Below are 26,859 nucleotides of genomic sequence, written 5' to 3'. Positions count from 1 at the left end.
TCCAACAGCCGCCGCCGAGCTGCCTCCTGCTCCCCTGCCTGGATGCGCTGCCCGATGCCGGGGACAGCCGGCGGACGGGAAGTACCGGCTGACGATCCGCCGCAGGAGTTCAACAACCAACGTCATGTGTCCGGCCCTCCATGTCGAGGGCGCGGAGGGGACACCTGCTGATGTGCACTGATCCGCGCCCGAGTGCAGTGAGGACCAGCGTCACGCCGCGCACATCATCGAGCCAGAAGGTGACTGTCCGCTAACCGACTGTGCTGTCCGCTGGTGGTCGACGTCCAGGGGCGTACTCGGTGCACAGGTTGCGGAATGTCGCTGCCTCTGGCAATCCCGTCTGCTCCACCTTTGTCAGCAACTCTGCAGCCCGCCACCAGTTCGACGGCACTACACGCCCGGACGCCACAGCCTGCGCCCCGAGAGCGACCGCCTCGTCCGGCTGCCCGGCGGCGACTAGGGCAAGACCAAGGTCGAGACGGGCCGACGCGGACCGGCGGGGCCGCGCTCCCCCATCGCCGTCCGGGTCCAGGTCGGCCAGCACCGCCCGCGCTACCTGCTCGGCACCGGGGTCACCCGCCCAGGACAACGTTGTGGCCGCGTACGCCGCTGCCTTGGCCGGGTCGTAGCGATAGTGGTGCTCGGCTCGCTCAGGAAGGGGCAAATTCGCCGTCAGCCGTTCCACCCGGTCCAACGCTCGCCGAGTCGCACCGACGTCCCCCATCCGCGCCCACGCACGAGCCTCCTGAGCAGTCGCCTGAATGCGGGCAGAGCTTCCTCTCGGGGCGACCCGCTGAGCCTGGCGGGAAAGATCGAGTGCCGTCCGATAGTCGCCCTGTGTCAACATGTCCCAGGCCCGGGTTTCCAGACACCAGGCCTGGATCTCGGCGTGCTCAGCATGTTCGGCAAGATCACGAGCGACCCGCAAGTGGGCAGCCGCCGCATGCCGCTGTCGCAGGTCAATGTGAACGGTGGCCCGCAGCACCGCCAACCAGCCGCCAGCAACAACAAACGTCGTCGTTGAGCAAGCGTGACCCGCCCATCCAGCAACCGCCCGACATAGACGAGATGCCGCCGCACCAACGGCAAGAGGTCAGCCGGGGCCATCGTTGGATAGGCACTGGCAAGGTCATCGACACCCTGCTCGATCCGGTCGAGCACGTCGCTACTGACATCGCTGGCGGCAACTCTCGCCAGCAGCTCCCCGGCTTCGGCCGCATGGTCAATCGGCGCATCGACCAAGCAAGCATGCCCCCCGCGTCGAGCATCCGGTCCAGGTGGCGCGCCGTATCGACCGTTGGAGCCTTGAGCCCCGTCTCCAGCTCGTGCAGATGGCTCTTACTCCGATGGGCGAGCTGCCCGAGAGATCGAAGCGACAGACCACGCCGCTCCCGGAACTCACGCAAAGCTACGCCGAAGCGAGGGTCGACGGATGAGGCCATAGCGCCGCTCCAAGCTGAAGGTTCAAGCAGGCTCGCCGGGCTGCGACCCAGCGAGCCACCGCTGTCGGCGGTACCCCCGGTACGCCGCGCATCGACGACCTCTCGCTTGTAAGGCGCTTCCGACAGGAGTCGCAGCGTCCGTTGACGTCCACCGGATTCGGCTCCGAGGCGACACCCGTCCGCACTCGTCCGGCGTCGGCCGCCACCGTTGATGTCAACGACTGATGTCAGGTCGCCGCTGCCGCAACCGATGCTTCGCAGGCTTTCGTACGCGTAGCCCATTGCGGGTGGCGGTCAAGCCCGTCAGTGGGGCATTGTGGCCCGATGCTCGAGGAGCAACCACCGCCGGCCGCCCTCTCCTGGGCAGCCGAGGTCGCTGGCCCGGGTGCCTCGATACGGACGGTACGGCGACTGGCTGGCGGGACCCATGCCGCCACGCACCTGCTGGCGATCACCGGAAACACCGCGGAGATCGTGCTTCGCCGCTTCCCGCCCGGCGACATGGCCGCCGCAAAGGAGGCCCACGTGCTCGCGGCACTCGACGGCCTCGACGGCTGGGCGCCTCGGCTGCTGGACGCCGACCCCGATGGACGCCGCTTCGGCGAACCCGCCGTCTTGATAAGCCGGCTCCCCGGCCGCGCCGACATTACGCCGACCTCTCCGCACGCCGCAGCCGCCCAACTGGGACGGACCCTCGCCCGCCTCCACGCCGTGTCGCTCGCTCAGCTCGCCGGGCTACGCGACGGCATGGCGGCCGCGACGGCATCGTCCGCCCGAGCCGAACGCTCGGATCCAGCGGCGGCGATCCTTGCTAACCACCGTCACCGCCTCACTGAACAAAGCCCAGTTCTGACGCACTACGACTTCTGGTCAGGCAACGTGCTCTGGCACAACGGCACCCTCACCGGCATCGTCGACTGGTCCGGCGCATCGCAGGCGCCACGCGGCTTCGACGTGAGCTGGTGCCGGCTCGATCTCGTCCTGCTACACGGCCCCGACGCGGCCACGACATTCTTGTACGCGTACCAGGAAGCGGCCGGCGAAGCCGTCCGCGAGCTGGCGCTGTGGGACCTGTTCGCCCTCACGAACTCGCACCACTCCGTCGAAACCTGGCTGCCCAACTACCACCACCTCGGCCGCACCGACCTGACCGCCGCAACTTTGCGCAACCGCCACACGGCTTGGGCCGACCAGCGTCTCGCCGCCTACCGACCGTAAAGGGTCGGATGGCGCCCAGGTCCCTTGCGGTTCACCAACTACAGGTAAGGGGGCACCGGCCGGCCTGGTCATCGGACCGACCACGCCTTGTCACCTGGCAGACGTCGTCGCCAGCAGCTGTCGAAGTCGCAGGTCTCGGAGATGGCCGCTCAGCGACGCGAGAGCAGACGCATCGGCCGGGAAGAACTCGCCCACGACGCCTGGCTCACCGGAGCCGCCGCATGAGCCAGAACCTCACCCCCCGCTGGTACTCCCCCGCCGAGGTCGCCGTCCTGCTCGGCTTCGACATCTCCAAGGTCAAGATGAAGATCGCCACCGGCGAACCGCGCTCCATCAAGGACGGCAAGTACCGCCGCATCCTCCCCGAATGGGTCGACGACTACATCCGCAACCAGGTCGAACGCCAGGACGCAGCCTGATGCCCGCACGCGCCCGAGCCAACGGCGAAGGCTCCATCTTCCCCTACCGCAACGGCTACGCCGCCTACGCCTGGGTCAGCAAACCCGACGGCAAACGCACCCGCGAGTACGTCTACGGCAAGACCCGCGAGGCCGTCCACGACAAGTGGATCAAACTGCACCAACAGGCGAAGCAGGGTCCGGTGGCGACCAGCGTCCCCACGGTCGGCAGCTTCCTGACCTACTGGCTGACCGAGATCATCCAGCCGAACCGGGCACCCCTGACCTACGCCACCTACGAGACGTTCGTCCGCCGCTACATCGCCCCCGGCCTCGGGGCCAAGCGGCTCGACCGGCTCCAGTCACGCGACGTGCAGACCTGGATCAACCAGGTGGCCCGGACCTGCCAGTGCTGCGCCCAGGGCAAGGACGCCGCCCGCCCGAAGCACAAGCGGCGCTGCTGCGCCGTCGGTCGCTGCTGCCAGGCCGTCCCGTCGACCCGCACGGTCAGCGACATCCGGGCCGCGCTGCGGGCCGCCCTCACCCACGCTCAGGCCGAAGACCTCATCGCCAAGAACCCCGCCGTGCCGGTCACCCTGGCCACGGTCCGCCGCCGCCGGGGCAAGTCATGGTCGAGCGACGAGGCCCGTAGGTTCCTGGAGTCCGCCCGCGCCGACGAGGACCCGCTCTACGCCGCCTACGCCCTGGTCCTCGTCACCGGCCTACGCAAGGGCGAAGCGCTCGGGCTCACCTGGGCAGACGTCGACCTCGACGCCGGAGAGCTGACCATCGGCCGCCAACTGCAACGCGTACGCGGCCAGCTCCTCCATCGGAACACCAAGACCCAGGCGTCCGACGCCACGCTCCCCCTGCCCGACATCTGCCTGACCGCCCTCAAGCTGCGGAGCGAACAACGCGACGAAGCACGAGCAGCCGCCGGCAAGGCATGGCAGGAAACCGGCCTCGTATTCACCACCCGCTATGGCACACCGATCGAGCCGCGCAACTTCCAGCGCTCCTGGCGGACGAGGTGCGAGAAAGCGGGCGTCAAGCCGATCACCGTCCACGACGCCCGCCGTACCTGCGCCACGCTCCTGGCCGACCTCGACGTCCATCCCAGAGTCGCCATGCAGGTCCTCCGCCACGCCCGCTTCTCCGTAACGATGGAGATCTACACGCAGGTCTCGTCCAAGGCGACCCGCGACGCTCTCAAGCGCCTCGGCGATTCCCTCGGCACATGACCGTTGCTGTATTTAGCTGCTGTACGGGCAGCGAAAAGGCCACTCCCGAAACCGGGAAGTGGCCTTCTACCTGCGTGGGCGATACTGGGATCGAACCAGTGACCTCTTCGGTGTGAACGAAGCGCTCTCCCGCTGAGCTAATCGCCCTCAGCGCCGACGACTCTACCCGATCGCCGGCCCCGACCAAAAACCGGGCCTCAGTGCGTCGCGAGGTAGTGCAGCGCCCGGGCGACCACGTCGATGCCGAGGCTGTACTTGAGTGACAGCCACACCACGGTCGACACGAAGACGAGGCCGACCGAGCCGATCACGAACCGCACCCCGAGCGACTGGCGCTTGACCCACTCGGTCCAGCCGTGGACGTGCCGCCGGGTGAAGGTGAGCAGGCGCCGCGCCCAGTGATACTCGACCGCCCAGATGCCGAGGCCGGCGATCACCAGCAGCCAGCCCGGCCCGGGCAGCGGGATCAGCGCGATTCCGAGGGTGACGACGAGCGCGCCGGCGACCGCGATGAAGATCTTGAGGGCGACCCGGCCGGTGGGGTTGGCCCGGATGAGCGCGAGGGTCATCGAGATCCGCCGGCGCCAACGCGGCGGCTGCCGCCGGACGGCCAGCGTCGTGCCCCCGGTCGGCGCGCTCTCCTTCTGCGCCGGCCGTCCGGGCCTGTCGCGCTGCTCGTTCGGCACCCCGTACCCCCGCTTTTCGGCTGCCCCGGCCGCGATGATCGGCGGGCCTGGCGGCGTGACCGGATCCACTGAGGATCGCTTCGTCACCATTTCCTCCCCCAGTGTGGCGCGCGCCCGTCACTGCAACCGTCGACTGGACGTTACCGGAGTAAGTCGACGACTGAACCACCCGATGCCGGGCGGCACCGCGGACTGGGTAGAACCGGAAATTCTACAAGAATCTTCATGTTCTCGAAGGCTTTCCGACGTCCTTCCCACCACTGGGTGAAGTCAGCGTATGGCGGAGCGTAGCTAGGAGCAGCACCTGAGTATGGGAAAAGCGGGACACGCGCGTTCCGCAGCGGTGCCGGGGGGAGAACGTCCATGAGTGTCATCCGACCGACGACCGTAGAGGTCGAGACGTCGCTAAGGCTCGTCGCACCTGACGCCACGGCCTTGCCGGTGCGGGCCAGTCTGCGATACGACCCTGCTGACCCGTATGCGGTCCATGTCCTGTTCCACGCCGAATCGGCCGGCGGCGAGGCCGTCAGCTGGTCGTTCGCGCGGGAACTGCTGGTGACCGGCCTCGATGAGCCGGCCGGCATCGGCGACGTGCGGGTCTGGCCCTGGGCCACCCCGCGCGGGGACTTCGTCGCCCTGGCGCTGTCGTCCCCGGACGGCAACGCCCTGTTCGAGGTGCCGCGGAGCGTCCTGGTGCGCTTCCTGCGGCGGACCTACGTCGTCGTCCCGCGCGGCCGCGAGGCCGAGCACCTGGACGTCGACACAGCGGTGAACCGGCTGCTCGCCGGTCGCTGAAAACCCGGTCAAACCGGCCAGACGGGGCCGCGCGGATCTGCCGAGTCCGCGCGGCTCCGGCTACCCCGGGGGTACGCGGGCAGCCTCCCGCCTCCGGTGGTGCTCAGCCGCGGGTGGTGATGCCGCCGTCGACCGGGATCACCGCGCCCGTCAGGTAGGCGCCCGCACGCGAGGAGAGGTAGATCGCCGCGCCGGCCATGTCCTCCGGGCGGCCGATCCGGCCCAGCGGCACCTGCTGCTCGATGGCGGCCCGGGACGACGGGTCGTCCAGCGCGAAGGCCATCATCTTGCTCTCGAACGGGCCGGGCGCGATCGCGTTGACGGTGATGTGCTCGCCGGCGAGCTGGTGGGCGAGGCCGCGGGTCAGCATGTGCACGGCCGCCTTCGTGGCCGAGTACGCGTACACCTCCATCCACGGCACGCGGATGCCGTCGATCGAGCCGATGTTGATCACGCGGGCGGGGTCGTCGGCGCTGGCCGCCGCGCGCAGCGTGGGCAGCAGCGCGGTGGTGAGCCGGAAGACGGCCTTGACGTTGACCGCCCAGAGCTTGTCGAACGCGCTCTCCGGGTACGCCTCGAGCGGCGCGCCCCAGGTCGCGCCCGCGTTGTTGACCAGCACGTCGAGCCGGTCGTAGCGCTCCCGCACGGCGGCGGCGAGGCCCTCGGCCCCCGCGTCGGTGCTCAGGTCGGCGGGGATCGCCTCGCAGCGGCCGCGCGTCGACAGGTCCTTGGCGACCGCCTCGCAGACGTCCGCCTTCCGGGAGGAGATGATCACGTGTGCGCCGGCGCGTACGAAGCCCTCGGCGATCATCAGGCCGATGCCTCGGGAGCCGCCGGTGACCAGGACCGTCTTGCCGCCGACCGAGAACAGATCCGTCATCGCCCATCCCCTCGCCCAATTCGCCCCTACCGCCCGGTAACGTATCCGCCCCCACCGCCCCCCACAACCCCGCCCCCACCCTTCCGGCAGCGCACCCTTTCCGGGACGTTGTCCCCTTCCGGACGCTGGCGGGCGCTCTTTCCCGGAAACTGCCGGAGTTCGCGGTACGGACACGAAGCGCGGCGAGATGCGATGATCGTCGCCCCGGGCTACCGTCGCAGGTGATGGTTTCTCCTGCTCAGCCCTCCCCCGGCACGTTCCTCGCCCCTGCCGAGATCGAGACGCTCAGCCTCGGTGACCTCGCGGCGGATCCGGTGTGGCGGCGTCCCGTCCTGCTCGACCGGGACCTGCTCGTCCTGGTCACCAGCGGTCACGGCGGCGCTGAGCTGGACTTCCGCGTGCTGCCCTGCCGGCCTGGCACGCTCCTGCGGGTCCGCGCCGGCCAGGTGCTCCGGTGCGCCCTGGCGGACCTGGACGCGACCGTGGTGCGCTGGGCCCCGGGGGCGCTGCGCGGGTTCGACGTCGATCCGGACGCCGTACCGCCCTGGCTCCAGCTGGCCGGCGAGGACGAGGACGCGATCATCACCGAGGTGAGCCAGCTCGCGGTCGACTGCGAACGGCACCACGGCGTGTCCGCCGCTGCCGGCCTGCTCCGGCACCAGTTGGCCGTGCTGCTGCTGCGCCTGGCCCTGCTGCCGGACGCGGTGCCACCGGCGCCGCGCGCCGAGACGATCACCTTCCAGCGGCTCTGCCGCGAGGTGGAGCGCGGCTACCAGCACACCCGTCGGGTGGAGGACTACGCGGCGCAGCTCGGCTGCTCGGTGCGTACCCTGACCCGCGCCTGCCTGGCGGTCACCGGGCGCAGCGCCAAGCAGGTGGTGGACGACCGGGTCACGTTGCAGGCCCGCCGCCTGCTGGCGGCGACGGACGAGCCGGTCGCCCGGATCGGCCAGCACCTGGGTTTCTCCGAGCCGACCAACTTCGGGCGTTTCTTCACCCGGGAGGTCGGGGTCAGCCCCGGCGCCTTCCGGGCCGCCCGGGACCGCACCGCCGACACCGACGAGGCCGACGGGCCGGCGGAGGCGCCGGGCAGCCCGGCCCTCGGTGTGCTGCCCCGGATGGTGCGCCCCCGCCCACCTGCCGACGCGGCCGGTGACCGCCGACGGGCATGATGGGCTGGTGCAGATCTCGGCGCGCGGTGACTACGCGGTGCGGGCGGCGTTGAGCCTCGCCGCGGCGTACCCCCGGTTGCTCTCCACCCAGGCCATCGCCGCGGAGCAGGAGATGCCCCGCAAGTTCCTCGAGGCGGTCCTGGCCGACCTGCGCCGGGCCGGCGTCGTGCGGGCGCAGCGCGGCGCGGAGGGCGGCTACACCCTCGCGCGGCCGCCGCGCGAGGTGACGGTCGGCGCGGTGCTGCGGGCGGCGGAGGGTCCGCTCGCCGGGGTGCGCGGCGTGCGGCCGGAGGAGACCCGGTACGACGGCGCGGCGGAGAACCTGCCCGGGCTGTGGGTGGCGGTACGGGCGGCCGTGCGGCGGGTGGTCGACGAGGTCAGCCTGGCCGAGATAGTCAGCGGCCGGCTCCCCGCGCACGTGCGGAAACTGACCGCCCTGCCCGACGCCTGGGAGCCACGCTGATGCCCACCCCCGTGCTGCACACCGACCGGTTGCTGCTGGAGCCGTACCGGCCGGACGACGCCGAGGACTTCGTCGCCCTGTTCACCGACCCGGAGGTGGGCCGGTTCATGGGCGACGGCCCGCTGTCCGCCGAGGAGGCGGGCGGCCTGTTCGGCCGGGTGTTCACGAAGGTCTACGCCGACGACCTGTTCGACGTGTGGGCGGTGCGGCACGACGGCCGGTACGTCGGGCACGCCGAGATCAAGAACACCGACCAGGTCGACGGCCACGAGATCGTGTACGCGCTGGCGAAGCCGGCCTGGGGCGGCGGCCTCGGCAGCGAGCTGGCCCGGGCGGTGGTCCGGTACGGCTTCGACCACCTCGGCCTGCCGGTGGTGTACGCGACCGTCGCCGACGCCAACCACGCGAGCCTCGCGCTGCTCGCCAAGCTCGGCTTCGTCCACGAGCGTGACATCGCCGAGGAGGACGGCACGACCACCCGCGTCCTCGCCGTGACGCCCACCGGCGTCCGCTCCGCCGGCGTTGACCCGGCCTTGTCCTGACCGGGCGCCGCCCGTTCACAACTGCCTGGTTCCTACTTGCCGGATCGGACTTGCCGCCCGGTCCACCCTGGATGGACACCGGGTTTCCCGAAAAGACGTTTCGGGCATGTTCGGGTTCGACACGGCAGGGAAGGGATACCGAAGGGAGCCCGGCGATGGGTCTCATGTTCCGCAAGCGCAAGAAGATCGGCCCGATCATCCTGAACTTCACCGAGAACGGCTTCTCCTCCTGGAGCATCAGGATCGGCCGCTGGTCGTGGAACTCCCGGGCGAAGGCCCACCGCGTCGACCTGCCCGGCCCGCTGTCCTGGAAGCAGGACAAGTCGCGCAGCTGAAAGGAAGGGCCCTTCCTGGACGCCTGGGTAGCGGAAGGGTCCCTTCTTAACAGCGCGCCCGTCCCGCCCGCCCCGCACCCGGTTCCGTGAACCGCGGTGGGGAGCGGGCGTCGCGGTGAACAATCTCGACATGGCCCGGCGCTGGCGACGCGAGATCCGACAGGCGTTGCTGGCCTGCCTGCTCCTGCTGGTGGCGTACTTCGTCATCCCGGTGAGCTCCGACCCGGACACAGCGCCGATGACGCCGCCGGGGCCTACCGGTCCGCCGCTGCGATGACGACGTCGCCGCCGAGCCGGCCGTGTTCCGGGTCGCGGGTGGCCGCGCCGGAGTGCAACAGCCCGGCGAGCGCCCGTTGCACGTCCGTCGCCCGGTACACGGTCGCGGTCAGCGCGTGCCGGCGCAGCTCGGTCACCGTACGGGGGCCGGAGCGGGCCAGTTCGGCGAGGAGCTCGCGGCGCAGCGGCCCCGCCTCGGGGGCCAGCGCGATGTCGAGCAGCCGGCCGGCCGGGTCGGCGGGGTCGCGGTAACGAACGCCGGCGTACTCGTCGACCGCCCACAGCACGTCCTTGAACGCCTCCAGGCTGCGGTCGTGGCCGGTGCCGAACGCGAGCCGCCGGCCCGGCGACCCGTCGACCGGGACCAGGTCGACCTCGGCCGCCAGCGGGAACCCCGCGCCGGCCAGCGCCTCCCGGGGCGCGGTGGCGGACGGGCCGGGGCCGGCGGTCGCGGCGACGACGTCGGTGACGAGGAGGACCTCGGCGGGGCGGCCGGACGCGGTGGCGGCCAGCACGGCGGGGTCGGCTGCGCCGACACCGTCCAGGTACGACAGCAGCGGCGCCCCGGTGGCTCCGGCCGCCTTCAACGCGACGGGCAGTCGGGCCGGCCCACCGGGCACCAGATGGACGGCGACCTCGGGTGGCAGCGTCGCCTCGACGGCACCGAGCCGGGCGGGCAGCTCCTCGGTGCCACCGGCGAGCACCAGCACGGTGAGCTGCCGGCCGCGCAGCCGGTCGGCGTACTCGGCGACCACGCCGAGCACCGCCTCGGCGGAGTCGGTGGCCGCCGCGACGGCCCCGTCCCCGTACGCGACCGCGACGACACTGCGCCGCCCCCGCCCGACCGCCCGGGGCACCCAGACCTCCAGGTGCCGGACGAGAACCTCACGAACCACACCGTCCATCACGCCACGGTTCTACCGCAACTTGGCGATCATGGAGTCGTGGTGGTGGACAAATGTGGACCGAGCGGGGCTGGCCGGGCATCACAAGTCCATGATCGACGGGTTGGGGCGGGGCGTTACGCGACGGGGACGCTCACGCCCAGGCCGCCGCGGGTCTGGCCGCCGTACCGGCTGCGCTCGGCGTCCAGGTCGAGGCGGCCGATGCGCTTGCGGGCGGCGAGGGCGGCGTCGTCGAGGCGGTCGGCGGGGACCAGCCAGACGATCTCGAACTCCAGCCCGTCCGGGTCCTTCCCGTAGAGGCTCTTGGTGGTGCCGTGGTCGGAGCTGCCGACCAGCGCCCCGGCGGCGGCGAGCCGCTCGGCCGTGGCGGCCAGCTCGTCGAGGGTGTCGACCTCCCAGGCCAGGTGGTAGAGACCCACCGTGCCCCGCCCGGCGGTGGAGCGGCCGGCCCCGGCGCCGATCTCGAACAGGCCGAGGTCGTGGTCGTTGGTGGAGTCGGGCGCCTGGAGGAAGGCGGCGCCCCGGAATCCGTCCGGGGTCATCGGCACCCGGCGGAAGCCGAGCACGTCGCGGTAGAAGGCGACGCTGCGCTCGAGGTCGGAGACGTACAGGACGGCGTGGTTGAGGCGATGGATTCCCATGTCCCGACCGTAGCTCGGTTTAGTTGAGCCTTCAACTATTGGCGCTATGATGGGCGTCATGACCCGCTGGCTGGACCAGGACGAGCAGCGCACCTGGCGGGCGTTCCTCACCGCCACCCGGGCGTTGATGGACACGCTCGACCGCGAGCTGCAACGCGACGCCGGGATGCCGCACGCGTACTACGAGATCCTGGTCCGGCTCTCCGAGGCGCCGGAGCGGCGGCTGCGGATGAGCGAGCTGGCCGAGGCCACCGGCTCGTCCCGGAGCCGGCTCTCGCACGCCGTCGCCCGGCTGGAGGCGGCCGGCTGGGTCCGCCGCGAGGAGTGCCCGACGGACCGGCGCGGGCAGCTCGCGTCCCTCACCGACGACGGCTTCGCGACCCTCGCGGCCGCCGCACCCGGCCACGTCGAGGGGGTACGCCGGCACCTGTTCGACGCGCTCAGCCCGGCGCAGGTCGACCAGCTCCGCCGGATCAGCGAGACCCTGGCCGACCATCTCCGCGAAACCTGACCGGCGCGGGACTTGTACTTACCGTCGCCGGATGAGCACGATGGGGCGTGCCCGGCTTCGGTGACCTTACTGACCACGCGCACCACCTGGTGTCCACCGGCGACCTCGCCGGCGCCCAGCGGCTCCTCGCCGACGCGCTGACCGATGCCGATCCGCGCCCCGCCAACGCCACCCCCGAGCTGGCCGAGGCGGCGAGCCTGCAGGCCCGGGTGCTGGTGGCGCTCGGCGACCCGCAGGCCGCCCGGGGCTGGGCCGCCTACGCGTACGCGGCCACCACCCACCTGCACGGCCGCTCCGACGAGCGCACCATCGCGGCGGCCGCCACCCTGGCGGCGGTGCTGCACCGGGTCGGCAGCTGGTCCCGCGCGGCACGGCTCTACCAGGAGGTCATCATCGAGCTGACCGCCCTGGACGGCCCGGAGTCGTTACGCGTCCTCGCCGCGCACGCCGATCTGGCCACCGTGGAGTACGCGCGCGGCCAGTGCCGGGTGGCCCGCGACCGGCTCGCCGACGCGTGGGAGCTGCACCGCGAGGTGTACGGCGACGGGCACCCCAGCGGCATCAAGATGCTCGCCCGGCTCGGCGCGATGCAGCGCGACTGCGGCCTGTTCGGCGAGGCGCACGAGAACCTCGGGCTGGCCGAGGAGCTGTGCCGCCGGCACCTGAGCCCGGACGACCCGCTCACCGGGCAGGTGGCGGCGCTCGCCCGGGCGGCGGCCGACCCCGGCCACACCTGCGCCGACACCGCACCGGTCGGGCGGGAGACGCCGATCGTGCCGACCGCCCGCACACCCCCGCCCGGGGACGCGCCGGGGACCCAGCCGCACCACCCGTCGCAGCCCGGCTACCGCCCGGCCGGGCCGTACGCCGACCCGGACCTCGACGGGCCGGAGGTCGAGGAGCACCCCGCGGCCGGGTACGCGCCGCCGCCCTCCGTCCCGACACCCCGCCAGCCGGTGGACGGCGCGACGCCGGCCGAGGACGACACCGGGCGGTCGACCGCGGAGGCCGGGCGGTGGCCGCCGCACCCGCCGACGGACGACCCGTGGGCACCGGAACGCGGCGGGGAGCCGGCCGACCGCTGGGCACCGGACAACGGCGCCCCGCCGGCCGACCGCTGGGCGTCGGAAAACAGCGCCCCGCCAGCCGACCGCTGGGCGTCGGCAGGCGGCGGAGAGCCGGCCGACCGCTGGGCGTCGGAAGGCGGTGGAGAGCCGGCCGACCGGTGGCCGCCCGGGCCAGCCGGCGAGTGGCCGCCGGAGCACGACGCCTGGCGGCCCGACCCGCCGGGCTCCGCCGTACCCCCGCCGGTGGTGCCGCTGGCCGGCGCCGAGGAGGCCGACGGGGTCCACCGGGTCCGCGATCCCGCCGCGCCCGGGGAGCCGGGGTACCAGCCGTCGCGGCTGCTGCCCGTGCCGGTGCACCGCGCCCCCGCGCCGCCACCCAACCGGTTGCTGCCGCTCGTGGTAGGCGGCGTGGCGGTGGTGCTGCTCGGCACGGTGGCGGTGGTCGCCGGTGTGTCCCGGTTCGACGGTGCGCCGCCGGCGGCGACCGGCACGACCGGGCCGGCGACGGGCACCCCGGCGGCGTCGGGCGGCACGTCCGCCGCCCCGCCGGCCGGGACGTCCGCCGCCCCCGGCACCCCACCCGGTGACCTGGCCCTGCAGGACAACCGGGACAGCGTCACGCTGCGCTGGACGTACCCGTCGGGCAGCGAGGGCCCGGTGGTGGTCTCCGGCGGCCGGGCCGGCCAGCCGCAGACGGCCTTCGCGAACCTGCCCGCCGGCACCACCGACTTCGTCGTGTACGGCCTCAACCGCAGCACCGACTACTGCTTCACCGTGGCGGTGGTCTGGTCGACCGAGCTGATCGCTCGGTCGACGGAGGTCTGCACCGACCGGGGCTAGGCCGACTCGGCGTCCTCGGCCAGCGCCGGCAGCAGCACCCGTACCCGCAGCCCCGGCGGCGGATCCGCGTCGTCGAGGTCGACCCGGCCGCCGGCGCGCCGGACCAGCTCGCGCACGATGGCCAGGCCCAGGCCGGCCCCGCCGGCGTCCCGGTCGCGCGCCGGGTCGAGCCGGGTGAACCGGCCGAACACCCGCTCCCGGTCCGCGGCCGGGATGCCGGGCCCGTCGTCGGTCACGGTCACCCGGTGGTACGCGGACCCGTCCGGCTCGGCGGCGACCACCACCCGCCCACGCGCGTGCCGGACCGCGTTGTCGACCAGGTTGGTGAGCACCCGGCGCAGCTCGTCCGCCTCCCCGACGGTCCACAGCGGCACCGCGGGCGGCACCACCTCGACGGCCCGGGCCGGGTGCCGGGTGGCCACCTCGGCGATCAGCGAGCCCAGCTCGACCGGCCCGGTGGCCCGCGCGGGCGGGGCCTCGTCGAGGCGGGCGAGCAGCAGCAGGTCGTCCACGAGCCGGCCGAGCCGCTCGGTGTCGGCGAGGAGGTTCGCCGACACGGCCGACCAGTCGGTGCCCCCCGCCAGCCGCTGCGCGACCTCCAACTCGGTACGCATGTTCGCCAGCGGGCTGCGCAGCTCGTGGGCGGCGTCGGCGACGAAGGCGCGTTCCCGGTCCCGGCTGGCCCGCAGCCGGTCCAGCATCCCGTTGAGGGTGACCGCCAGCCGGTGGATCTCGTCCCGCGACTCCGGGACCGGCAGCCGCCCACCGCCGTCCCGGCCGGTGATCTCCTCCGCGCCCCGGCGCAGCGCCTCCACCGGACGCAGCGTCGCGCCGACCACCCGCCAGGCGACCGCGGCGAGCACGGCCACCAGCAGCGGGAAGCTGACCAGCAGGATGTTGCGGACGACGTACGTGCTGTGCCGCACGTCGGCCAGCGACCGGGCGACCAGCACGGTGAGCGGTTCGGCGCCGGTGCCGGCGGGCACGGCCACGACCCGGACCGGCCCGGCCAGCCCCACCCGCTCCCCCGGCACGGTGAGCTGTTGCCGGGCGCCGGGGTCGAGACGTTCGGGCCGGACCATCGGCACGAGCCGGTCGGCGTCGATCGACGCGGCCCGCACCCGCCCCTGCGCGTCGACCACCTGGACGCGGGTCTGCCCGCCCGCCACGGGCAGCGGGTCGGGCAGCGCGTCCTCGGCGGCCAGCAGCGCGACCGCGTCGGCGGTGCGGAACGCCTCGGTGTCGACGGTGCGGTGCAGGGACCAGGCGAGCACGGCGACCAGCACCAGGCCGCCGACGGCCAGGCCCACCGACATCCCGGAGACGCCGAGCAGCATGAGTCGGCCGCGCAGGCCGAACGCCCGCGTCAAGAGGGGGCCCTTCCGGTGAGAAGGGCCGCTTCCCTCGCTCACGTCGTGAGCCGGTAGCCGGCACCGCGGACGGTCTCCAGCCGCTCCCGGCCGATCTTGCGGCGCAGGTAGCCCACGTACACCTCCACCGCGTTCGGGGCGGTCTCCACGCCCCCGTCCCACACGTGGTCGAGCAGCTCGGTCTTGGAGACCACCTCGCCGGGACGACGTATCAGGTAGTTCAGCAGCGCGAACTCCCGGGTGGTCAGGGCGACCTCGACATCGCCCCGGGTCACCCGCCGCCGCGCCGGGTCCAGCCGCAGGTCGCCCACGGTGAGCACGGCGGGCCGCTCGGGCGCGCCGCGGCGCAGCAGCGCGCGCAGCCGGGCCAGCAGCACCACGTACGAGAAGGGTTTGGTGAGGTAGTCGTCGGCGCCGCAGTCCAGTCCGTCGGCCTGGTCGTACTCGCCGTCCTTGGCCGACAGCATGAGCACCGGCAGCCAGCGCCGCTCGGCCCGCAACCGGCGGACCACCTCGTAGCCGGAGAGGCCGGGCAGCATCACGTCCAGGATCATCGCGTCGTACCCGCCGTGGCGGGCCGCGTCCAGGCCGGCCGGACCGGTGGGCGCCACGTCGACCGCGAACCCCTCGGCCTGCAACCCGCGCTGCAGGGCGGACGCCAGCCGCGCCTCGTCCTCCACCACCAGCAGCCGCACGGAGTCAAGGGTGCCACCCCCGCGCCCGGGCCGGGAACGCCGTCCTCAGCCCCTTCACAGGGTGCGTCAGTCAGGATGGTCGGCAGGAGGTGTACCCATGTCCGTCCTGACAAGCCGTCCCGCCCTGCGCTGGCTGGTGCCGGCCGCCGCCGTCGTGACCGTCGTCGGTGGCGGCGCCGCGCTCGGCCGGTTCGCCGCCAACGCCGAGCCGAGCCTGCCGCCCCGGTCCGCCGCCCAGCTCCTGGTGGACCTGCAGACCGCCCGCCTCGACGGCCTCTCCGGCACCGTCGTGCAGCGCGCCGACCTCGGCCTGCCGCCCATCGCCGGGCTGGTCGCCGGCGACAGTCCGGCCGGACTGCTGACCGGCACCCACACGGTGCGGGTCTGGCACTCCGGCCCGGACAAACAGCGGATCGCGCTCGTCGACACGCTCGGCGAGCGGGACATCGTCCGCAACGGGCGCGACGTGTGGACGTGGAACAGCCGGAGCAACACGGCGACCCATTTCACCCTGCCCGCGGAGAAGGACGCCGAGCCCACGCCCGAGGTGCCGGCCACACCGCAGGACGCCGCGACGGCGGCCCTCGCCGCGATCGACCCGACCACCGAGGTGAGCGTCGGGCGGGCGGCCACGGTGGCCGGGCGGCCCGCGTACGAGTTGGTCCTCACGCCGCGCGACGACGCCTCCCTGGTGCACCAGGTCCGGATCGCCATCGACGCGACCGAGCACCTGCCGCTGCGGTTCGAGGTCTTCGCCGACGGTGGCGACCGCCCGGCGTTCGAGCTGGCCTTCACCCAGATCGACTACGCCCGGCCGGACGCCGACCAGTTCACGTTCAACCCGCCGCCCGGCGTGCGGGTGACCGAGGAGGGAATCCACCGGGACCGGCCGGACATGCCGCGCCGGCCGGCCGGGAGCGAGCGGCCGGACGTGCATACCGTCGGCGCGGGCTGGACCACGGTGGTGGTCGCGAAGATCGACGGCCCGGTCCGGCCCGCCGCGGCGGACGCGCCGGACCTGGACCTGCTCGCCAAGCAGTTGCCGGCGGTGCGCGGTGACTGGGGCAGCGGCCGGCTGTTCCGCAGCGACCTGGTGACGGCGCTGCTCACCGACGACGGCCGGCTGATCGCCGGCGCGGTGACCCCGGAGCGGCTCTACGAGGTGGCCCGGGGCTGACGTCGCCCGCCCGGCCGGGGTCGCGCCCACCGCGGGCCCCGGCCGGGTCGGCACTCGGCACATGCCGGGAACGGTTGGGGCGGCGGGCCGCCGGGCGGTATCTTTCTCAGTTCGGGGAAACAAAAAAGAACGGCTCAATGGCCGTTCCGAGAAAGATACTAACCAATTGGGAGACGGCTTGTCAAGGCACTCCGGCGGATCCGATGTTCTGCCCGTGGACGACGACGAGATCGGTCAGGAGCAGGAGTACGTCTCGATGCTCTACGGCCGGCTGGACGGGCTGCGCGAGCAGGCCGCCCGGAGGCTGGCCGAGGAGCTGCGGATCACCGGCGGCACCTTCCAGGCCCGCTCCCAGCGGGACAGCGCGGTGCGGATGTACGCCGAGCAGGTGGAGCAGTTCTCCGCGGTGGAGAACGGCCTGTGCTTCGGCCGGCTCGACACCGAGGACGGCGCCCGCCACTACATCGGCCGGATCGGCATCTTCGACACCAGCGGCGACTACGACCCGCTGCTGATCGACTGGCGGGCCCCGGCCGCCCGCGCCTTCTACCTGGCCACCGCCGCCAACCCGCAGGGCGTCCGCCGGCGGCGGCACCTGCGGACCCGGCAGCGCAAGGTGGTCGGGCTCACCGACGAGGTGCTCGACCTGGCCGCCGCCTCCCCCACCGCCCACGAGGAGCTGACCGGCGAGGCGGCCCTGCTCGCCGCCCTCAGCGCCGGCCGGACCGGCCGGATGCGGGACATCGTCGAGACCATCCAGGCCGAGCAGGACCGGATCATCCGGGCCGACCTGCCGGGCGTACTGGTGGTGCAGGGCGGGCCGGGCACCGGCAAGACGGCGGTGGCGCTGCACCGGGCGGCGTACCTGCTCTACACCCACCGGCGGGAACTCTCCACCCGCGGCGTGCTGCTGGTCGGGCCGAACGCCACCTTCCTGCGCTACATCTCCCAGGTGCTGCCCGCGCTCGCCGAGACCGGCGTGCTGCTGCGCACCCAGGCCGACCTGTTCCCGGGCGTCACCGCCCGGCACACCGAGCCGGCCGGGACGGCCGCGCTCAAGGGCCGCGAGGTGATGGTCGACGTGCTCGCCGGCGCGGTCCGCGACCGCCAGCGGGTGCCCGACGAACCGGTCGAGATCGAGCAGCCCCAGCGGGAGGTCCTGGTGCTCGACCCGGAGACGGTCCGCGCGGCCCGGGAGCGCGCCCGCCGGTCCGGCCGGCCGCACAACCTGGCCCGGCCGCTGTTCGACATCGAGATCGTGCACGCGCTCGCCGCGCAGGTGGCCGAGCGCATCGGCGCCGACCCGCTGGGCGGGGAGAACCTGCTGGAGGAGGCCGACGTCGCCGAGATCCGCCGTGAGCTGCGGGAGGACCCGGAGGTACGGGCGACGCTGGACGAGCTGTGGCCGGTGCTCACCCCGCAGCGCCTGCTCGCCGACCTGTACGCCGACCCGGCCCGGATCGCCGCCGCCGCGCCCATGCTGACCGACGCCGAGCAGGCCCTGCTGCACCGCGAGCCAAGCGGCTGGACGCCGGCCGACGTGCCGCTGCTGGACGAGGCGGCCGAGTTGCTCGGCGAGGACGACCGCGCCGCCGAGGCCCGCCGGGAACGCCTGCGCGCCCTCCAGTTGGAGTACGCGGAAGGTGTGCTGGAGATCGCCCGGGGCTCCCGGTCGATCGACGTCGAGGACGAGGCGGACGGCGGCGAGATCCTCGGCGTCACCGACCTGCTCGACGCCGACCGCCTGGTGGAGCGGCAGGCGGAGGCCGACCGGCTGACCACGGCGCAGCGGGCCGCCGCGGACCGGAGCTGGGCGTTCGGGCACGTCATCGTGGACGAGGCGCAGGAGCTCTCGCCGATGGCGTGGCGGCTGCTGATGCGCCGCTGCCCCAGCCGGTCCATGACGATCGTCGGGGACGTGGCCCAGACCGGCGCGCTGGCCGGCACCGGCTCCTGGGCCGACGTGCTCGAGCCGTACGTCGCCCAGCGCTGGCGGCTGGAGGAGCTGACGGTCAGCTACCGCACCCCAGCCGAGATCATGGCGGTGGCGGCGGACGTGCTCACGGAGATCGACCCGGCGCTGCGCCCGCCGCGCTCGGTCCGGTCGACCGGTGTGCCGCCCGTCGACCGGTCGGTGCTCCCGGAGCGGCTCGTGGCGGAGCTGGTCGACGCGGCCACGCGCGAGGTGGCCGACCTGGCCGAGGGCCGGGTCGGGGTGATCGTGCCGGCGTCCCGCATCGACGAGCTGGGCGCCGCCCTGACGCAGGCTCTCCCGGAGGCGGCCGTCGGCGCCGACCCGGACCTGGAGAGTCGCACCGTCGTCCTCACCGTCGCCCAGGCCAAGGGCCTGGAGTTCGACACGGTCCTCCTGGTCGACCCCGACACCATCCGAACCGAGTCCCGGAGAGGCCGCAACGACCTCTACGTAGCCCTCACCCGCGCCACCCAACGCCTACACATCCTCCGCCCGAGCGAGGTCGATCAAGAGGTTTAGGGGTGGCTCCGAGATCAACTCACCCGAAAACCTCTTGATCGACGAGGTGCGGTCCCCGGTCCGGATTGGGCCGGGGACCGCGTTCAGGGACGGTCAGTCGTCGGAGAGGCCGGCTACGTGGACGCCGGGGCCGGACGCGTCGCTCGTGGAGCCCGACGTCGGGGTGCTCAGGCCACCGGTCGTGGCGTCGCCGGTGGTGGTCGGGGCGACCTTGCCGGGGTGCCGCTCCGGCTGGCGGGCCACCCGGCGCGCGCTGGCCGGGCCGGCCGTGCCGCCGGTCGTCGTGATCGCGCCCTGACCCCCGGTCGGGCCACCGTCCCGCAGGACCTGGGGATCGACCCGGACGTGCGCCGGATCACCCGGGTCCTCTTCCTGGATGACCCGTTGCACATCGGTCTGCGGCACGGTCACCTCGTCCAGGACTCCCTCGCCGTACACCCCACCGGCGATCCGTTCCTCGGCCCGGCGGGCCGCCTCGTTCCGCGCGTCGTCGGTACGCACGCTGCATCACCTCGCAGACATCGTCGGTAGTCCCGTTGCGTGCCCGACGCCGGCCCGGCCAAACCCGTACGGCGGGTTCGCCCCGGGCCTCGCCCGCTGCTCGCGAACCCGGCATCCGCCTACGGACCGGACGTGCGCCCCCTTCGGCGCGGTACGGGCCACGCGTGAGCCGGACCCGGCGACGACGCGACGGTGCTGGAACGGATCATCGACGTCGACCTGAGACCTGCTGGTCAGCGCGCCTGCCCGGCAAGGGCCCGGGGCCGGGCGCGGTCCCGACTTTTTCCGGCCGCGGTGGTGTTACTGCCTCGGGCCGGTCGGGTAGACGCAGGGTGCCCCCGCCAAGTACGCGAACCGTGCCGTGGCCGATACGCGGTAGCGGGGCGAGGGATCGCAGGTACTCATCAAATCCTGAGGAGGACCAGATGAGCACGCAGGCTGCATCCACCAGGCCGATGAACCGTCCGGACACGGACGTGCAGAACCGCGCGGCCATGCAGGAGACACCCACCAGGCCGATGCCGATGACGGGTGACGGACATCGGCAGCCGGCACCGTCGCCCGGCACCGAGACCAAGGGCTCGCTCCAGACGACCGAGTTCTGGATCTACGCCGCGGGTGTCGCAGCCGTCGTGATCGCCGCCTTCTGGCGGGGTACGACCGCCAACGGTCTGAACCTGAACAACCCGGGCCAGGCGTGGTTCTTCATCACGCTGCTGACCCTCGGTTACCTGGGTAGCCGGGGCCTGGCCAAGGCCGGTAGTAGTCACCGCTCCGGTGAGGAACGGTCCAAGCGCCGGTGACCCGGCGAAACGGTGCCCTCCGGGAGGACATCCCGGAGGGCACCGTCGGCTGTCCGGCCTACTCCTCGAAGCCGCCGAAGTCGCCGCCGAAGTCCCCGCCGAAGTCGCCCTCCATGGCGTCCCCGATCATCTCGCCGGCGATCATGCCGCCGGCCATGCCGAGTGCGGCACCGGCGACCACCCCGCCGACGCCCATCCCCCGCCGGCCGTGGCCGTGCTGGTGCGGCATGCCGAGGCCCTGCGCCCGCAGGCTGCCGTAGCGGGAGGTCGTCTCGCGCAGCCAGCCGTCGACCACCTGCGTCCAGTCCAGCCGGTCGGCGTCCTGGTGCGAGACCTGGTAGCGGCCGAACACGTCGTGCCCCGAGGTGAAGAAGCCGCCACGCTTGTCGCACTCCAGGATCACGTCGACCCCGTGCGGGCTGGTGACGAAGGTCAGCTCGACCTCGCTGATCGTCTGCGCGTACTGCGGCGCGGCGAAGAACTCGATCTCCTGGTAGAACGGCAGCGTCTGCTGCGTGCCCCGGATGTGGCCCCGCTCCAGGTCGGCCACCTTGAACCGGAAGCCGAGCCGCTGGAACGCCTCCAGGATCCGCTCGTGCACCGGCAACGGGTGCACGTTGACCTGGTCCAGGTCGCTCTTGTCGACGGCGCGGGCGATCGCCAGCTCGGTGCGCAGGCCCATCGTCATGCCGTGCAGGCGCTGGCCGTACACGTCGGTGATCGGGGTCTCCCACGGCACCGGCAGCTGGAACGGGATTGACAGCTGCTGCTTGGGGGCGAGCTGGAGCGGACCGGAGACCGGCATCCGGTGGAACTCCATGACGCCCGCGTACTCGGTGTCGTGGCCCTCGATCTCGACCCGGGTGACCAGGCCGACGACGATCTGCTCGATGGCCGCCGGAGCATCCCCGCCGAGCAGGTTGACCTGGCCGTCGAGGGTCAGGCCGGGTCGGGTGTTCGGGTTGGTGAGGACGGTGTCCACACTGGGGCCACCCACGCCGAACGCGCTCAACATCTTCTTGAAGACCATCGGAACTCTCCCGCTGGGACTGTTGCCCACGCTCGGCGGAGCGGGACGACTGACGGAGGGCACGCTATCGGCTGCCGCTGTGAGGTCGCTGAAAAGTGTCACACCGACGCCACCCGGCCACCAGCCGCCGCGCCCCGGTCGAGCGGCACGGTCGACCCGATCACGCCGGCAGCGCCGCTAGGGCCCCTCGATCCGGGGTGGCGGCGGTGGGGAATCGCTGGAGACCGGTGGCGACTGCTGGCCGAGCAACCAGCGGCGCCAGCCCGGTACCCCCTTGCCCGCGCTCGTCGATCGGACGTGCACGTCGCCCATCAGGGCGTACACCCGGACGCGGATCAGCGGCGTTCCCGGCACCGGGGGCACCGGCGCGAGCCGGAGTTCCCGGTCGCCGAGCAGGTCGAACCCGGCGAGTTCGACGTCCACCCCGTCCGGCACCACGATGTCGATGTCGCCCATCAGGTTCCAGGCGTTGATCTCCACCACGTCCTCGGCGCAGACCGCCGTACGCAGATCGAGGTGCACGTCGCCCAGCACGCTGAACGTACGCAGCCGGGCGGGTAGCCGCCACCGGCCCACGCGACGCTGGTCACCGAGGAAGGCGACCACAGTCGACACGGTGTGCGTGCCGCCGACCGGCGGCGGACCCACCACCCCGGCGGTCGCTCGCGCCAGTTCGTCGGTGCGTTCGGCGGCCCAGACCGCCCCGACCCGGTCGCTGAACTCCTCGAGGGTCAGGCGGCCGTCGCCGACGGCCTCGCGCAGCGCTGCGGCGGCCGCCTCCTGCTCCGCCTCGCTCGGTCTCCGTACGGGCTGATCACGTCGAGGCTCCATCTCCACCCCGTCGAGCCTACCCGGCCCCCGACAGCTCGTTGATCATTAGGCCGATCTGTGCGCGGGTGACGTCAGGCCGGGACCGCGTCGACCACCACCAGCTCGCCGACCTGGTCGCCGATCTGGCCGCGTGCCTCGTGCGGCAGCCCCGAGTCGGTGACCAGGACGTCGGCGTCCTCCAGCGGGGCGATGGTGGCGATGCCGATCGTCTCCCACTTGGTGTGGTCGGCCAGCACCACCAGCCGGCGGGACGCGGCGATCAGCGCCCGGTTCACGCCCGCCTCCAGCAGGTTCGGCGTGGTGAAGCCGGTACGCGGGCTCATCCCGTGCACGCCGAGGAAGAGCAGGTCCACGTTGAGCGACCCGATCGCCGCCTCGGCCACCGGGCCGGTCAACGCGTCCGACGGCGTACGGATGCCGCCGGTCAGCACGACCGTCTGGTCGGCGCGCGGGTTCTGGTAGAGAGCATCGGCCACCGGGATCGAATTGGTCACCACGGTCAGCCCCCGGACGTCGGCGAGCAGCCCGGCCAGCGCGGCGGTGGTGGTGCCGGCCGAGAGCGCGATGGCCATTCCGGGCTCGACGAGCGCGGCGGCCCGCTCCGCGATCGCCCGCTTCTCGGCCTGCTGGCGCACCGACTTGGCGGCGAACCCGGGTTCCTCGGCGGAGCCCGGGCCGGCCAGCGTCGCCCCGCCGTGCACCTTGTCGATCAGCCCGCGCTCGGCGAGCACCTCCAGGTCCCGGCGGATGGTCATGTCGGAGACCCCGAACCGGCTCACCAGGTGGCTGACGCGCACGCCGCCCCGCTGCCGGATCAGCTCGAGGATGGCGGTCTGCCGCTGCTGGGCGAGCATCGAACCTCCTTGCCAGGTCGAGGTCAAGACAACCGGTCAGGCCGCGTCCGCGGTCTGCTCGACCGGCTCCCGGAAGGCCGCCTCGGCGGCCGCCTCCTCCCGGACCACCGCCACCTCGCCGGGCGGGACGGTCAGCTCGCCCGTGCAGGGTGCACCGCCGAGCAGTTCGGTGCCGGTGGCGGCGACCCGGACCTCGCCGTCGGTGTGGTTGAGGACGAACAGCCAGCTGCGCTCCTCGGCACGGCGGCGGACGACCTCGACGCCGGGCGGCACGTCGGCGGCCGGGCGTACCCCGGCCTCGGTGACCAGCCGGGCCACCAGCCGCGCGGTGGCCGCGGCGTCCAGCCGGGTGCCGACGTACCAGGCGGCGCCGGCGCCGGCCCGGTTCCGGGTCACCGCCGGTACGCCCGGCAGCGGCCCGTCGGCGTACGAGGCGAACACCTCGGCGCCGTCGACGTGCAGCCACTCGGTCCACACGTCCGCTCCCGATCCGTCGTCCAACGTGACCCGCTCCCCCGCCCGCAGCGGGAAGAACTCCTCCACCCGGACGCCGAGCAGGTCGCGGAACGCACCCGGGTACCCGCCGAGCCGGATGTGGTCGTTCTCGTCGACGATCCCGCTGAAGTACGTGACGAGGGCCGTTCCGCCGGCCTCGACGAAGGTGCGCAGCGCGGCGGCGTGCGCGTCCCGGACCAGGTACAGGGTGGGTACGAGCACCAGGCGGTAGCGGGTCAGGTCGGCCGCCGGGTGCACCACGTCGGTGGTGACCCCGGCCCGCCACAGCGCCTCGTACAGCGCCCGCAGCCGGTCGGCGTACGTCACGTCGACGCTCGGATGCGAGTCGAGTTCGACGCCCCACCAGGCCTCGTAGTCGAACAGGATCGCCACCTGGGCGTCCACCCGGCTGCCGACGACCTCGGCCAGCGCCGCCAGGTCGGTGCCGAGGCGGCACACCTCCCGGAATACCTTGGAGTCCGGTCCGGCGTGCGGCAGCAGCGCCGAGTGGAACTTCTCCGCTCCGGCACGGGAGGCCCGCCACTGGAAGAAGAGCACGCCGTCGGCGCCGCGCGCCACGTGCGAGAGGCTGTTGCGGCGCAGCTGCCCCGGCGTCTTGGCGACGTTGCGGGGCTGCCAGTTGACCGCGCTGGTGGAGTGCTCCATCAGCAGCCACGGCTCGCCGCCGGCGACGCCGCGCGTCTGGTCCGCGGCGAGCGCCAGCCCGACGTGTGCCGCGGGGTCGGCGGCGGTCAGGTAGTGGTCGTTGGCGACCAGGTCCACGTCGGACGCCCACGAGTGGTAGTCCAGGTACTTGATGCCGGTGCCGACCATGAAGTTCGTGGTGACCGGCTGGCGGACGAGCCGGGCCAGCAGCGCCCGTTCGGCCCGCAGCTGGGCGCGCTGCTCGTCGGAGGAGAAGCGCAGGAAGTCCAGCTGCTGGGTGGGGTTGGCGAAGGTGGGGGCGAGCCGGGGCGGGTTGACGTGCGCCCAGTCGCCGTAGCGCTGGCTCCAGAAGGAGGTGCCCCAGGCGTCGTTGAGCGCGTCCAGGGTGCCGTAGCGGTCCCGCAGCCAGCCGCGGAACGCCTCGGCGCTGACGTCGCAGTAGCAGTGCACGTTGTGGCAGCCCAGCTCGTTGGAGACGTGCCACATGACCACGGCCGGATGGTCGGCGTACCGGGTGGCGACCGCCTCGACGAGCGCCAGCGAACGCTCCCGGAACACCGGGGAGCTGGGGCAGTACGCCTGTCGGCCGCCGGGCCAGAGGACCGCGCCGTCCGCCCGCCGGGGCAGCGTCTCCGGGTGCCGGTGGGCCAGCCACGGCGGCGGGCTCGCGGTGGCGGTGGCCAGGTCGACCGCGATGCCCCCGTCGTGCAGCAGGTCCAGGACGCGGTCGAGCCAGTCGAACTCGAACCGGCCGGGCTCCGGTTCGAGCAGTGCCCAGGAGAAGATCCCGACCGAGACCAGGTTGACCCCGGCGCGGCGCATGAGCTCGACGTCCTCGACCCAGGTCTCCGCCGGCCACTGCTCCGGGTTGTAGTCGCCGCCGTAGAAGATCCGCTCACCCTGCCACCGCCGCATGACAGCAGAGGGTGCCCCGCTGGGAAGGTCAAGTCAACAGTTTCCAACATCGACCTCCTTTCCAACGTTTACCTCGTAACAGGCTTGTCACGACTGGGTTATCGGCACTACACAACCCTCTTGACAGGACTCCGGAGGCGAGTAGCTTGAGCGGCCACTGGCAGTTCGTGTTCGCCAATGTGGATTCTCGGTGGATCGACATGTGGGATCACGACGGGTGACTGCCAGCCGACGGCCCTCGGGCGCAGCGCACCTTCTCATCCGCAGGAGGCACCATGTCCCGTCCCCGATCCCAAGCCGAGTACCTCGCCCGGCTCGTACCTCCGTCCGTCGCCGGCCTCCGCCGCCGCTCGCTGCTCACCGGTGCCGCCGCGACCGGCGCGCTGCTCGGCACCGGCCTGCTCGCCGGCTGCGGTGGCGACGACTCGGGCGGCTCGGGCTCCAAGACGGTGTCGCTCGGTTCGAACCAGTCCGACCCCAAGCCCAAGGATGTCGTCGCGAAGGTCGTGGACGGGTTCCAGACCTCGTCCGGCCTCGAGGTGGCGATCAACACCGTCGACCACAACACGTTCCAGGAGAACATCAACAACTACCTGCAGGGCAAGCCGGACGACGTCTTCACGTGGTTCGCCGGCTACCGGATGCGGTTCTTCGCCGCCCGCGGCCTCGCCGGTGACCTCAGCGACGTGTGGGGCAAGCTCTCCGGCTTCTCCGACGCGTTCAAGGCGGCGTCGACCGGGGACGACGGCAAGCAGTACTTCGTGCCCGCGTCGTACTACCCGTGGGCGGTGTTCTACCGCAAGTCGGTGTGGCAGCAGAACGGCTACCAGGTGCCGAAGACCCTGGACGACCTGACCAACCTGGCCACCGAGATGAAGAAGGACGGCCTCGTCCCGATCGCCTTCGCCGACAAGGACGGCTGGCCGGCGATGGGCACCTTCGACATCCTCAACCTGCGGATCAACGGCTACCAGTTCCACATCGACCTGATGGCCGGCAAGGAGTCGTGGACCTCGGACAAGGTGAAGAAGGTCTTCGACACCTGGCGCGGGCTGCTGCCGCTGCACCAGCCGGACAGCCTCGGGCGCACCTGGCAGGAGGCGGCCCAGTCGCTGCAGCAGAAGAAGAGCGGCATGTACCTGCTCGGCCTCTTCGTCGGCCAGCAGTTCAACAACGACGAGCAGGACGACCTGGACTTCTTCACGTTCCCCGAGATCGACCCAGCGATCGGAGCGAAGGCCCTGGACGCGCCGATCGACGGCTACATGATGGCCCGCCGCCCGAAGGAGGAGGCCAACGCCAAGCAGCTGCTGGAGTACCTCGGTTCGAAGGCGGCCGCGGACATCACCGTGAAGAACGACCCGGCCACCCTGGTCGCCAACGGCGACGCCGACACCGGCGGCTACACCGCGCTGCAGCGCAAGGCCGCCGAGCTGGTCGGCTCGGCCACCGAGATCGCCCAGTTCCTCGACCGGGACACCCGCCCGGACTTCGCCTCGACGGTGATCATCCCGGCGCTCCAGCAGTTCATCAAGGACCCGGCCGACATCGACGGGCTCACCAACAGCATCGAGAACCAGAAAAAGTCGATCTTCACCGACTGACGGCGGAAGGGG

Annotated in this window: 26 protein-coding genes, 1 tRNA gene and 1 pseudogene; 15 read left to right on the top strand and 13 right to left on the bottom strand. The window is 72.6% G+C overall.

The genetic code is table 11. The features are described from left to right. Positions 1-250: 250 nt before the first annotated feature. Positions 251-1,442, bottom strand: a pseudogene (locus EV376_RS14045) (helix-turn-helix domain-containing protein). A gap of 324 nt (positions 1,443-1,766) precedes the next feature. Between EV376_RS14045 and EV376_RS14040 the strand changes: the two are divergent. The 3 genes from EV376_RS14040 (at position 1,767) to EV376_RS14030 (ending at position 4,299) form a co-directional block, all read left to right on the top strand. Continuing rightward, the gene (locus EV376_RS14040) at positions 1,767-2,660 is read left to right on the top strand and encodes an aminoglycoside phosphotransferase family protein (protein ID WP_130323416.1); all 894 of its coding nucleotides are present in this window, start codon (positions 1,767-1,769) and stop codon (positions 2,658-2,660) included. Between the two features lie 221 nt (positions 2,661-2,881). Then, positions 2,882-3,079 carry a MerR family transcriptional regulator gene (locus EV376_RS14035; protein ID WP_130323414.1) on the top strand — a complete coding sequence of 66 codons (198 nt, stop codon included), beginning with the start codon at positions 2,882-2,884 and terminating at the stop codon, positions 3,077-3,079. Then, complete coding sequence (locus tag EV376_RS14030) at positions 3,079-4,299, top strand: site-specific integrase (protein ID WP_130323412.1); 1,221 nt, start codon at positions 3,079-3,081, stop codon at positions 4,297-4,299. Before EV376_RS14035 ends, EV376_RS14030 begins: the two co-directional genes overlap by 1 nt. 75 nt (positions 4,300-4,374) lie before the next feature. Here EV376_RS14030 and EV376_RS14025 read toward each other — a convergent pair. Together EV376_RS14025 and EV376_RS14020 are read right to left on the bottom strand one after the other, a co-directional pair. Further along, positions 4,375-4,446: transfer RNA gene (locus tag EV376_RS14025), tRNA-Val, on the bottom strand. A gap of 50 nt (positions 4,447-4,496) precedes the next feature. Next, positions 4,497-5,054 (bottom strand): TIGR02611 family protein, encoded by a 558-nt coding sequence (locus EV376_RS14020; protein WP_130328650.1) that lies wholly within the window; start codon positions 5,052-5,054, stop codon positions 4,497-4,499. 294 nt (positions 5,055-5,348) lie between these two features. On the opposite strand from EV376_RS14020, the gene EV376_RS14015 reads away from it, so the two are divergent. Next, a complete protein-coding gene (locus EV376_RS14015; RefSeq protein ID WP_007457244.1) occupies positions 5,349-5,780 on the top strand; it encodes an SsgA family sporulation/cell division regulator in 432 nt (143 codons plus the stop codon). 103 nt (positions 5,781-5,883) lie between these two features. On the opposite strand, the gene EV376_RS14010 is transcribed toward EV376_RS14015, so the two are convergent. After that, on the bottom strand, positions 5,884-6,660 hold the full coding sequence (locus EV376_RS14010) for a RhlG family 3-oxoacyl-ACP reductase (protein ID WP_130323410.1): 777 nt from the start codon (positions 6,658-6,660) through the stop codon (positions 5,884-5,886). Between the two features lie 224 nt (positions 6,661-6,884). Between EV376_RS14010 and EV376_RS14005 the strand changes: the two genes are divergently transcribed. The 5 genes from EV376_RS14005 (at position 6,885) to EV376_RS30185 (ending at position 9,449) form a co-directional block, all read left to right on the top strand. Further along, positions 6,885-7,832 carry a helix-turn-helix domain-containing protein gene (locus EV376_RS14005; protein ID WP_130323408.1) on the top strand — a complete coding sequence of 316 codons (948 nt, stop codon included), beginning with the start codon at positions 6,885-6,887 and terminating at the stop codon, positions 7,830-7,832. Between the two features lie 7 nt (positions 7,833-7,839). Next, positions 7,840-8,295, top strand: coding sequence for an Rrf2 family transcriptional regulator (locus EV376_RS14000; protein WP_130323406.1), 456 nt, complete (start codon positions 7,840-7,842; stop codon positions 8,293-8,295). Further along, a complete protein-coding gene (locus EV376_RS13995) occupies positions 8,295-8,837 on the top strand; it encodes a GNAT family N-acetyltransferase (RefSeq protein ID WP_130323403.1) in 543 nt (180 codons plus the stop codon). The genes EV376_RS14000 and EV376_RS13995 overlap by 1 nt, the downstream gene beginning before the upstream one ends. Positions 8,838-8,992: 155 nt before the next feature. Then, on the top strand, positions 8,993-9,172 hold the full coding sequence (locus EV376_RS13990; protein ID WP_130323401.1) for a DUF4236 domain-containing protein: 180 nt from the start codon (positions 8,993-8,995) through the stop codon (positions 9,170-9,172). 115 nt (positions 9,173-9,287) lie between these two features. Next, complete coding sequence (locus EV376_RS30185; RefSeq protein ID WP_165438001.1) at positions 9,288-9,449, top strand: hypothetical protein; 162 nt, start codon at positions 9,288-9,290, stop codon at positions 9,447-9,449. On the opposite strand, the gene EV376_RS13985 is transcribed toward EV376_RS30185, so the two are convergent. Both EV376_RS13985 and EV376_RS13980 read right to left on the bottom strand, forming a co-directional pair. Then, a complete protein-coding gene (locus EV376_RS13985) occupies positions 9,427-10,353 on the bottom strand; it encodes a hypothetical protein (RefSeq protein ID WP_130323399.1) in 927 nt (308 codons plus the stop codon). The genes EV376_RS30185 and EV376_RS13985 overlap by 23 nt on opposite strands. 116 nt (positions 10,354-10,469) lie before the next feature. Continuing rightward, entirely contained in the window at positions 10,470-10,994 is a 525-nt protein-coding gene (locus EV376_RS13980; RefSeq protein ID WP_130323397.1) for a VOC family protein, read from the bottom strand. Between the two features lie 49 nt (positions 10,995-11,043). Between EV376_RS13980 and EV376_RS13975 the strand changes: the two genes are divergently transcribed. After that, a complete protein-coding gene (locus tag EV376_RS13975) occupies positions 11,044-11,505 on the top strand; it encodes a MarR family transcriptional regulator (protein WP_130328649.1) in 462 nt (153 codons plus the stop codon). 47 nt (positions 11,506-11,552) lie between these two features. Continuing rightward, positions 11,553-13,412: a tetratricopeptide repeat protein gene (locus EV376_RS13970; protein WP_130323395.1), complete on the top strand. Its 1,860-nt coding sequence runs from the start codon at positions 11,553-11,555 to the stop codon at positions 13,410-13,412. Here the strand turns inward: EV376_RS13970 and EV376_RS13965 are convergent. Further along, positions 13,409-14,749: a sensor histidine kinase gene (locus tag EV376_RS13965; RefSeq protein WP_130328648.1), complete on the bottom strand. Its 1,341-nt coding sequence runs from the start codon at positions 14,747-14,749 to the stop codon at positions 13,409-13,411. The two genes, EV376_RS13970 and EV376_RS13965, sit on opposite strands and share 4 nt — an antisense overlap. A 71-nt stretch (positions 14,750-14,820) precedes the next feature. After that, complete coding sequence (locus EV376_RS13960; protein ID WP_130323393.1) at positions 14,821-15,477, bottom strand: response regulator transcription factor; 657 nt, start codon at positions 15,475-15,477, stop codon at positions 14,821-14,823. Positions 15,478-15,574: 97 nt separating this feature from the next. Here EV376_RS13960 and EV376_RS13955 point away from each other — a divergent pair, with 97 nt between their 5' ends. Beyond that, the gene (locus tag EV376_RS13955) at positions 15,575-16,654 is read left to right on the top strand and encodes a sigma-E factor regulatory protein RseB domain-containing protein (protein ID WP_130323391.1); all 1,080 of its coding nucleotides are present in this window, start codon (positions 15,575-15,577) and stop codon (positions 16,652-16,654) included. A gap of 214 nt (positions 16,655-16,868) precedes the next feature. Then, the gene (locus EV376_RS13950) at positions 16,869-19,148 is read left to right on the top strand and encodes an ATP-binding domain-containing protein (RefSeq protein ID WP_130323389.1); all 2,280 of its coding nucleotides are present in this window, start codon (positions 16,869-16,871) and stop codon (positions 19,146-19,148) included. 93 nt (positions 19,149-19,241) lie between these two features. On the opposite strand, the gene EV376_RS13945 is transcribed toward EV376_RS13950, so the two are convergent. Beyond that, complete coding sequence (locus tag EV376_RS13945) at positions 19,242-19,649, bottom strand: hypothetical protein (RefSeq protein ID WP_130323387.1); 408 nt, start codon at positions 19,647-19,649, stop codon at positions 19,242-19,244. A gap of 425 nt (positions 19,650-20,074) precedes the next feature. Between EV376_RS13945 and EV376_RS13935 the strand changes: the two genes are divergently transcribed. Then, positions 20,075-20,452: a hypothetical protein gene (locus EV376_RS13935; protein WP_130323385.1), complete on the top strand. Its 378-nt coding sequence runs from the start codon at positions 20,075-20,077 to the stop codon at positions 20,450-20,452. A gap of 58 nt (positions 20,453-20,510) precedes the next feature. Here the strand turns inward: EV376_RS13935 and EV376_RS13930 are convergent, their stop codons facing one another. The 4 genes from EV376_RS13930 to EV376_RS13915 all read right to left on the bottom strand — a co-directional run bounded on the left by EV376_RS13930 (position 20,511) and on the right by EV376_RS13915 (position 25,243). Next, a complete protein-coding gene (locus tag EV376_RS13930) occupies positions 20,511-21,482 on the bottom strand; it encodes a sporulation protein (protein WP_130323383.1) in 972 nt (323 codons plus the stop codon). Between the two features lie 177 nt (positions 21,483-21,659). Then, positions 21,660-22,313 (bottom strand): DUF1707 and DUF2154 domain-containing protein, encoded by a 654-nt coding sequence (locus EV376_RS13925; protein WP_486482898.1) that lies wholly within the window; start codon positions 22,311-22,313, stop codon positions 21,660-21,662. 71 nt (positions 22,314-22,384) lie between these two features. Then, the gene (locus EV376_RS13920) at positions 22,385-23,167 is read right to left on the bottom strand and encodes a DeoR/GlpR family DNA-binding transcription regulator (protein ID WP_130323379.1); all 783 of its coding nucleotides are present in this window, start codon (positions 23,165-23,167) and stop codon (positions 22,385-22,387) included. Positions 23,168-23,203: 36 nt separating this feature from the next. Then, positions 23,204-25,243, bottom strand: coding sequence for a beta-galactosidase (locus EV376_RS13915; protein WP_130323377.1), 2,040 nt, complete (start codon positions 25,241-25,243; stop codon positions 23,204-23,206). 275 nt (positions 25,244-25,518) lie between these two features. On the opposite strand from EV376_RS13915, the gene EV376_RS13910 reads away from it, so the two are divergent. Further along, positions 25,519-26,847, top strand: coding sequence for an ABC transporter substrate-binding protein (locus EV376_RS13910; protein WP_130323375.1), 1,329 nt, complete (start codon positions 25,519-25,521; stop codon positions 26,845-26,847). The last annotated feature ends 12 nt before the right edge of the window (positions 26,848-26,859 follow it).

It is taken from the genome of Micromonospora sp. CNZ295 (assembly GCF_004217535.1).
The sequence above is the reverse complement of the archived record's forward strand: the minus strand, read 5'-3'. Positions and strand labels throughout refer to the sequence as shown.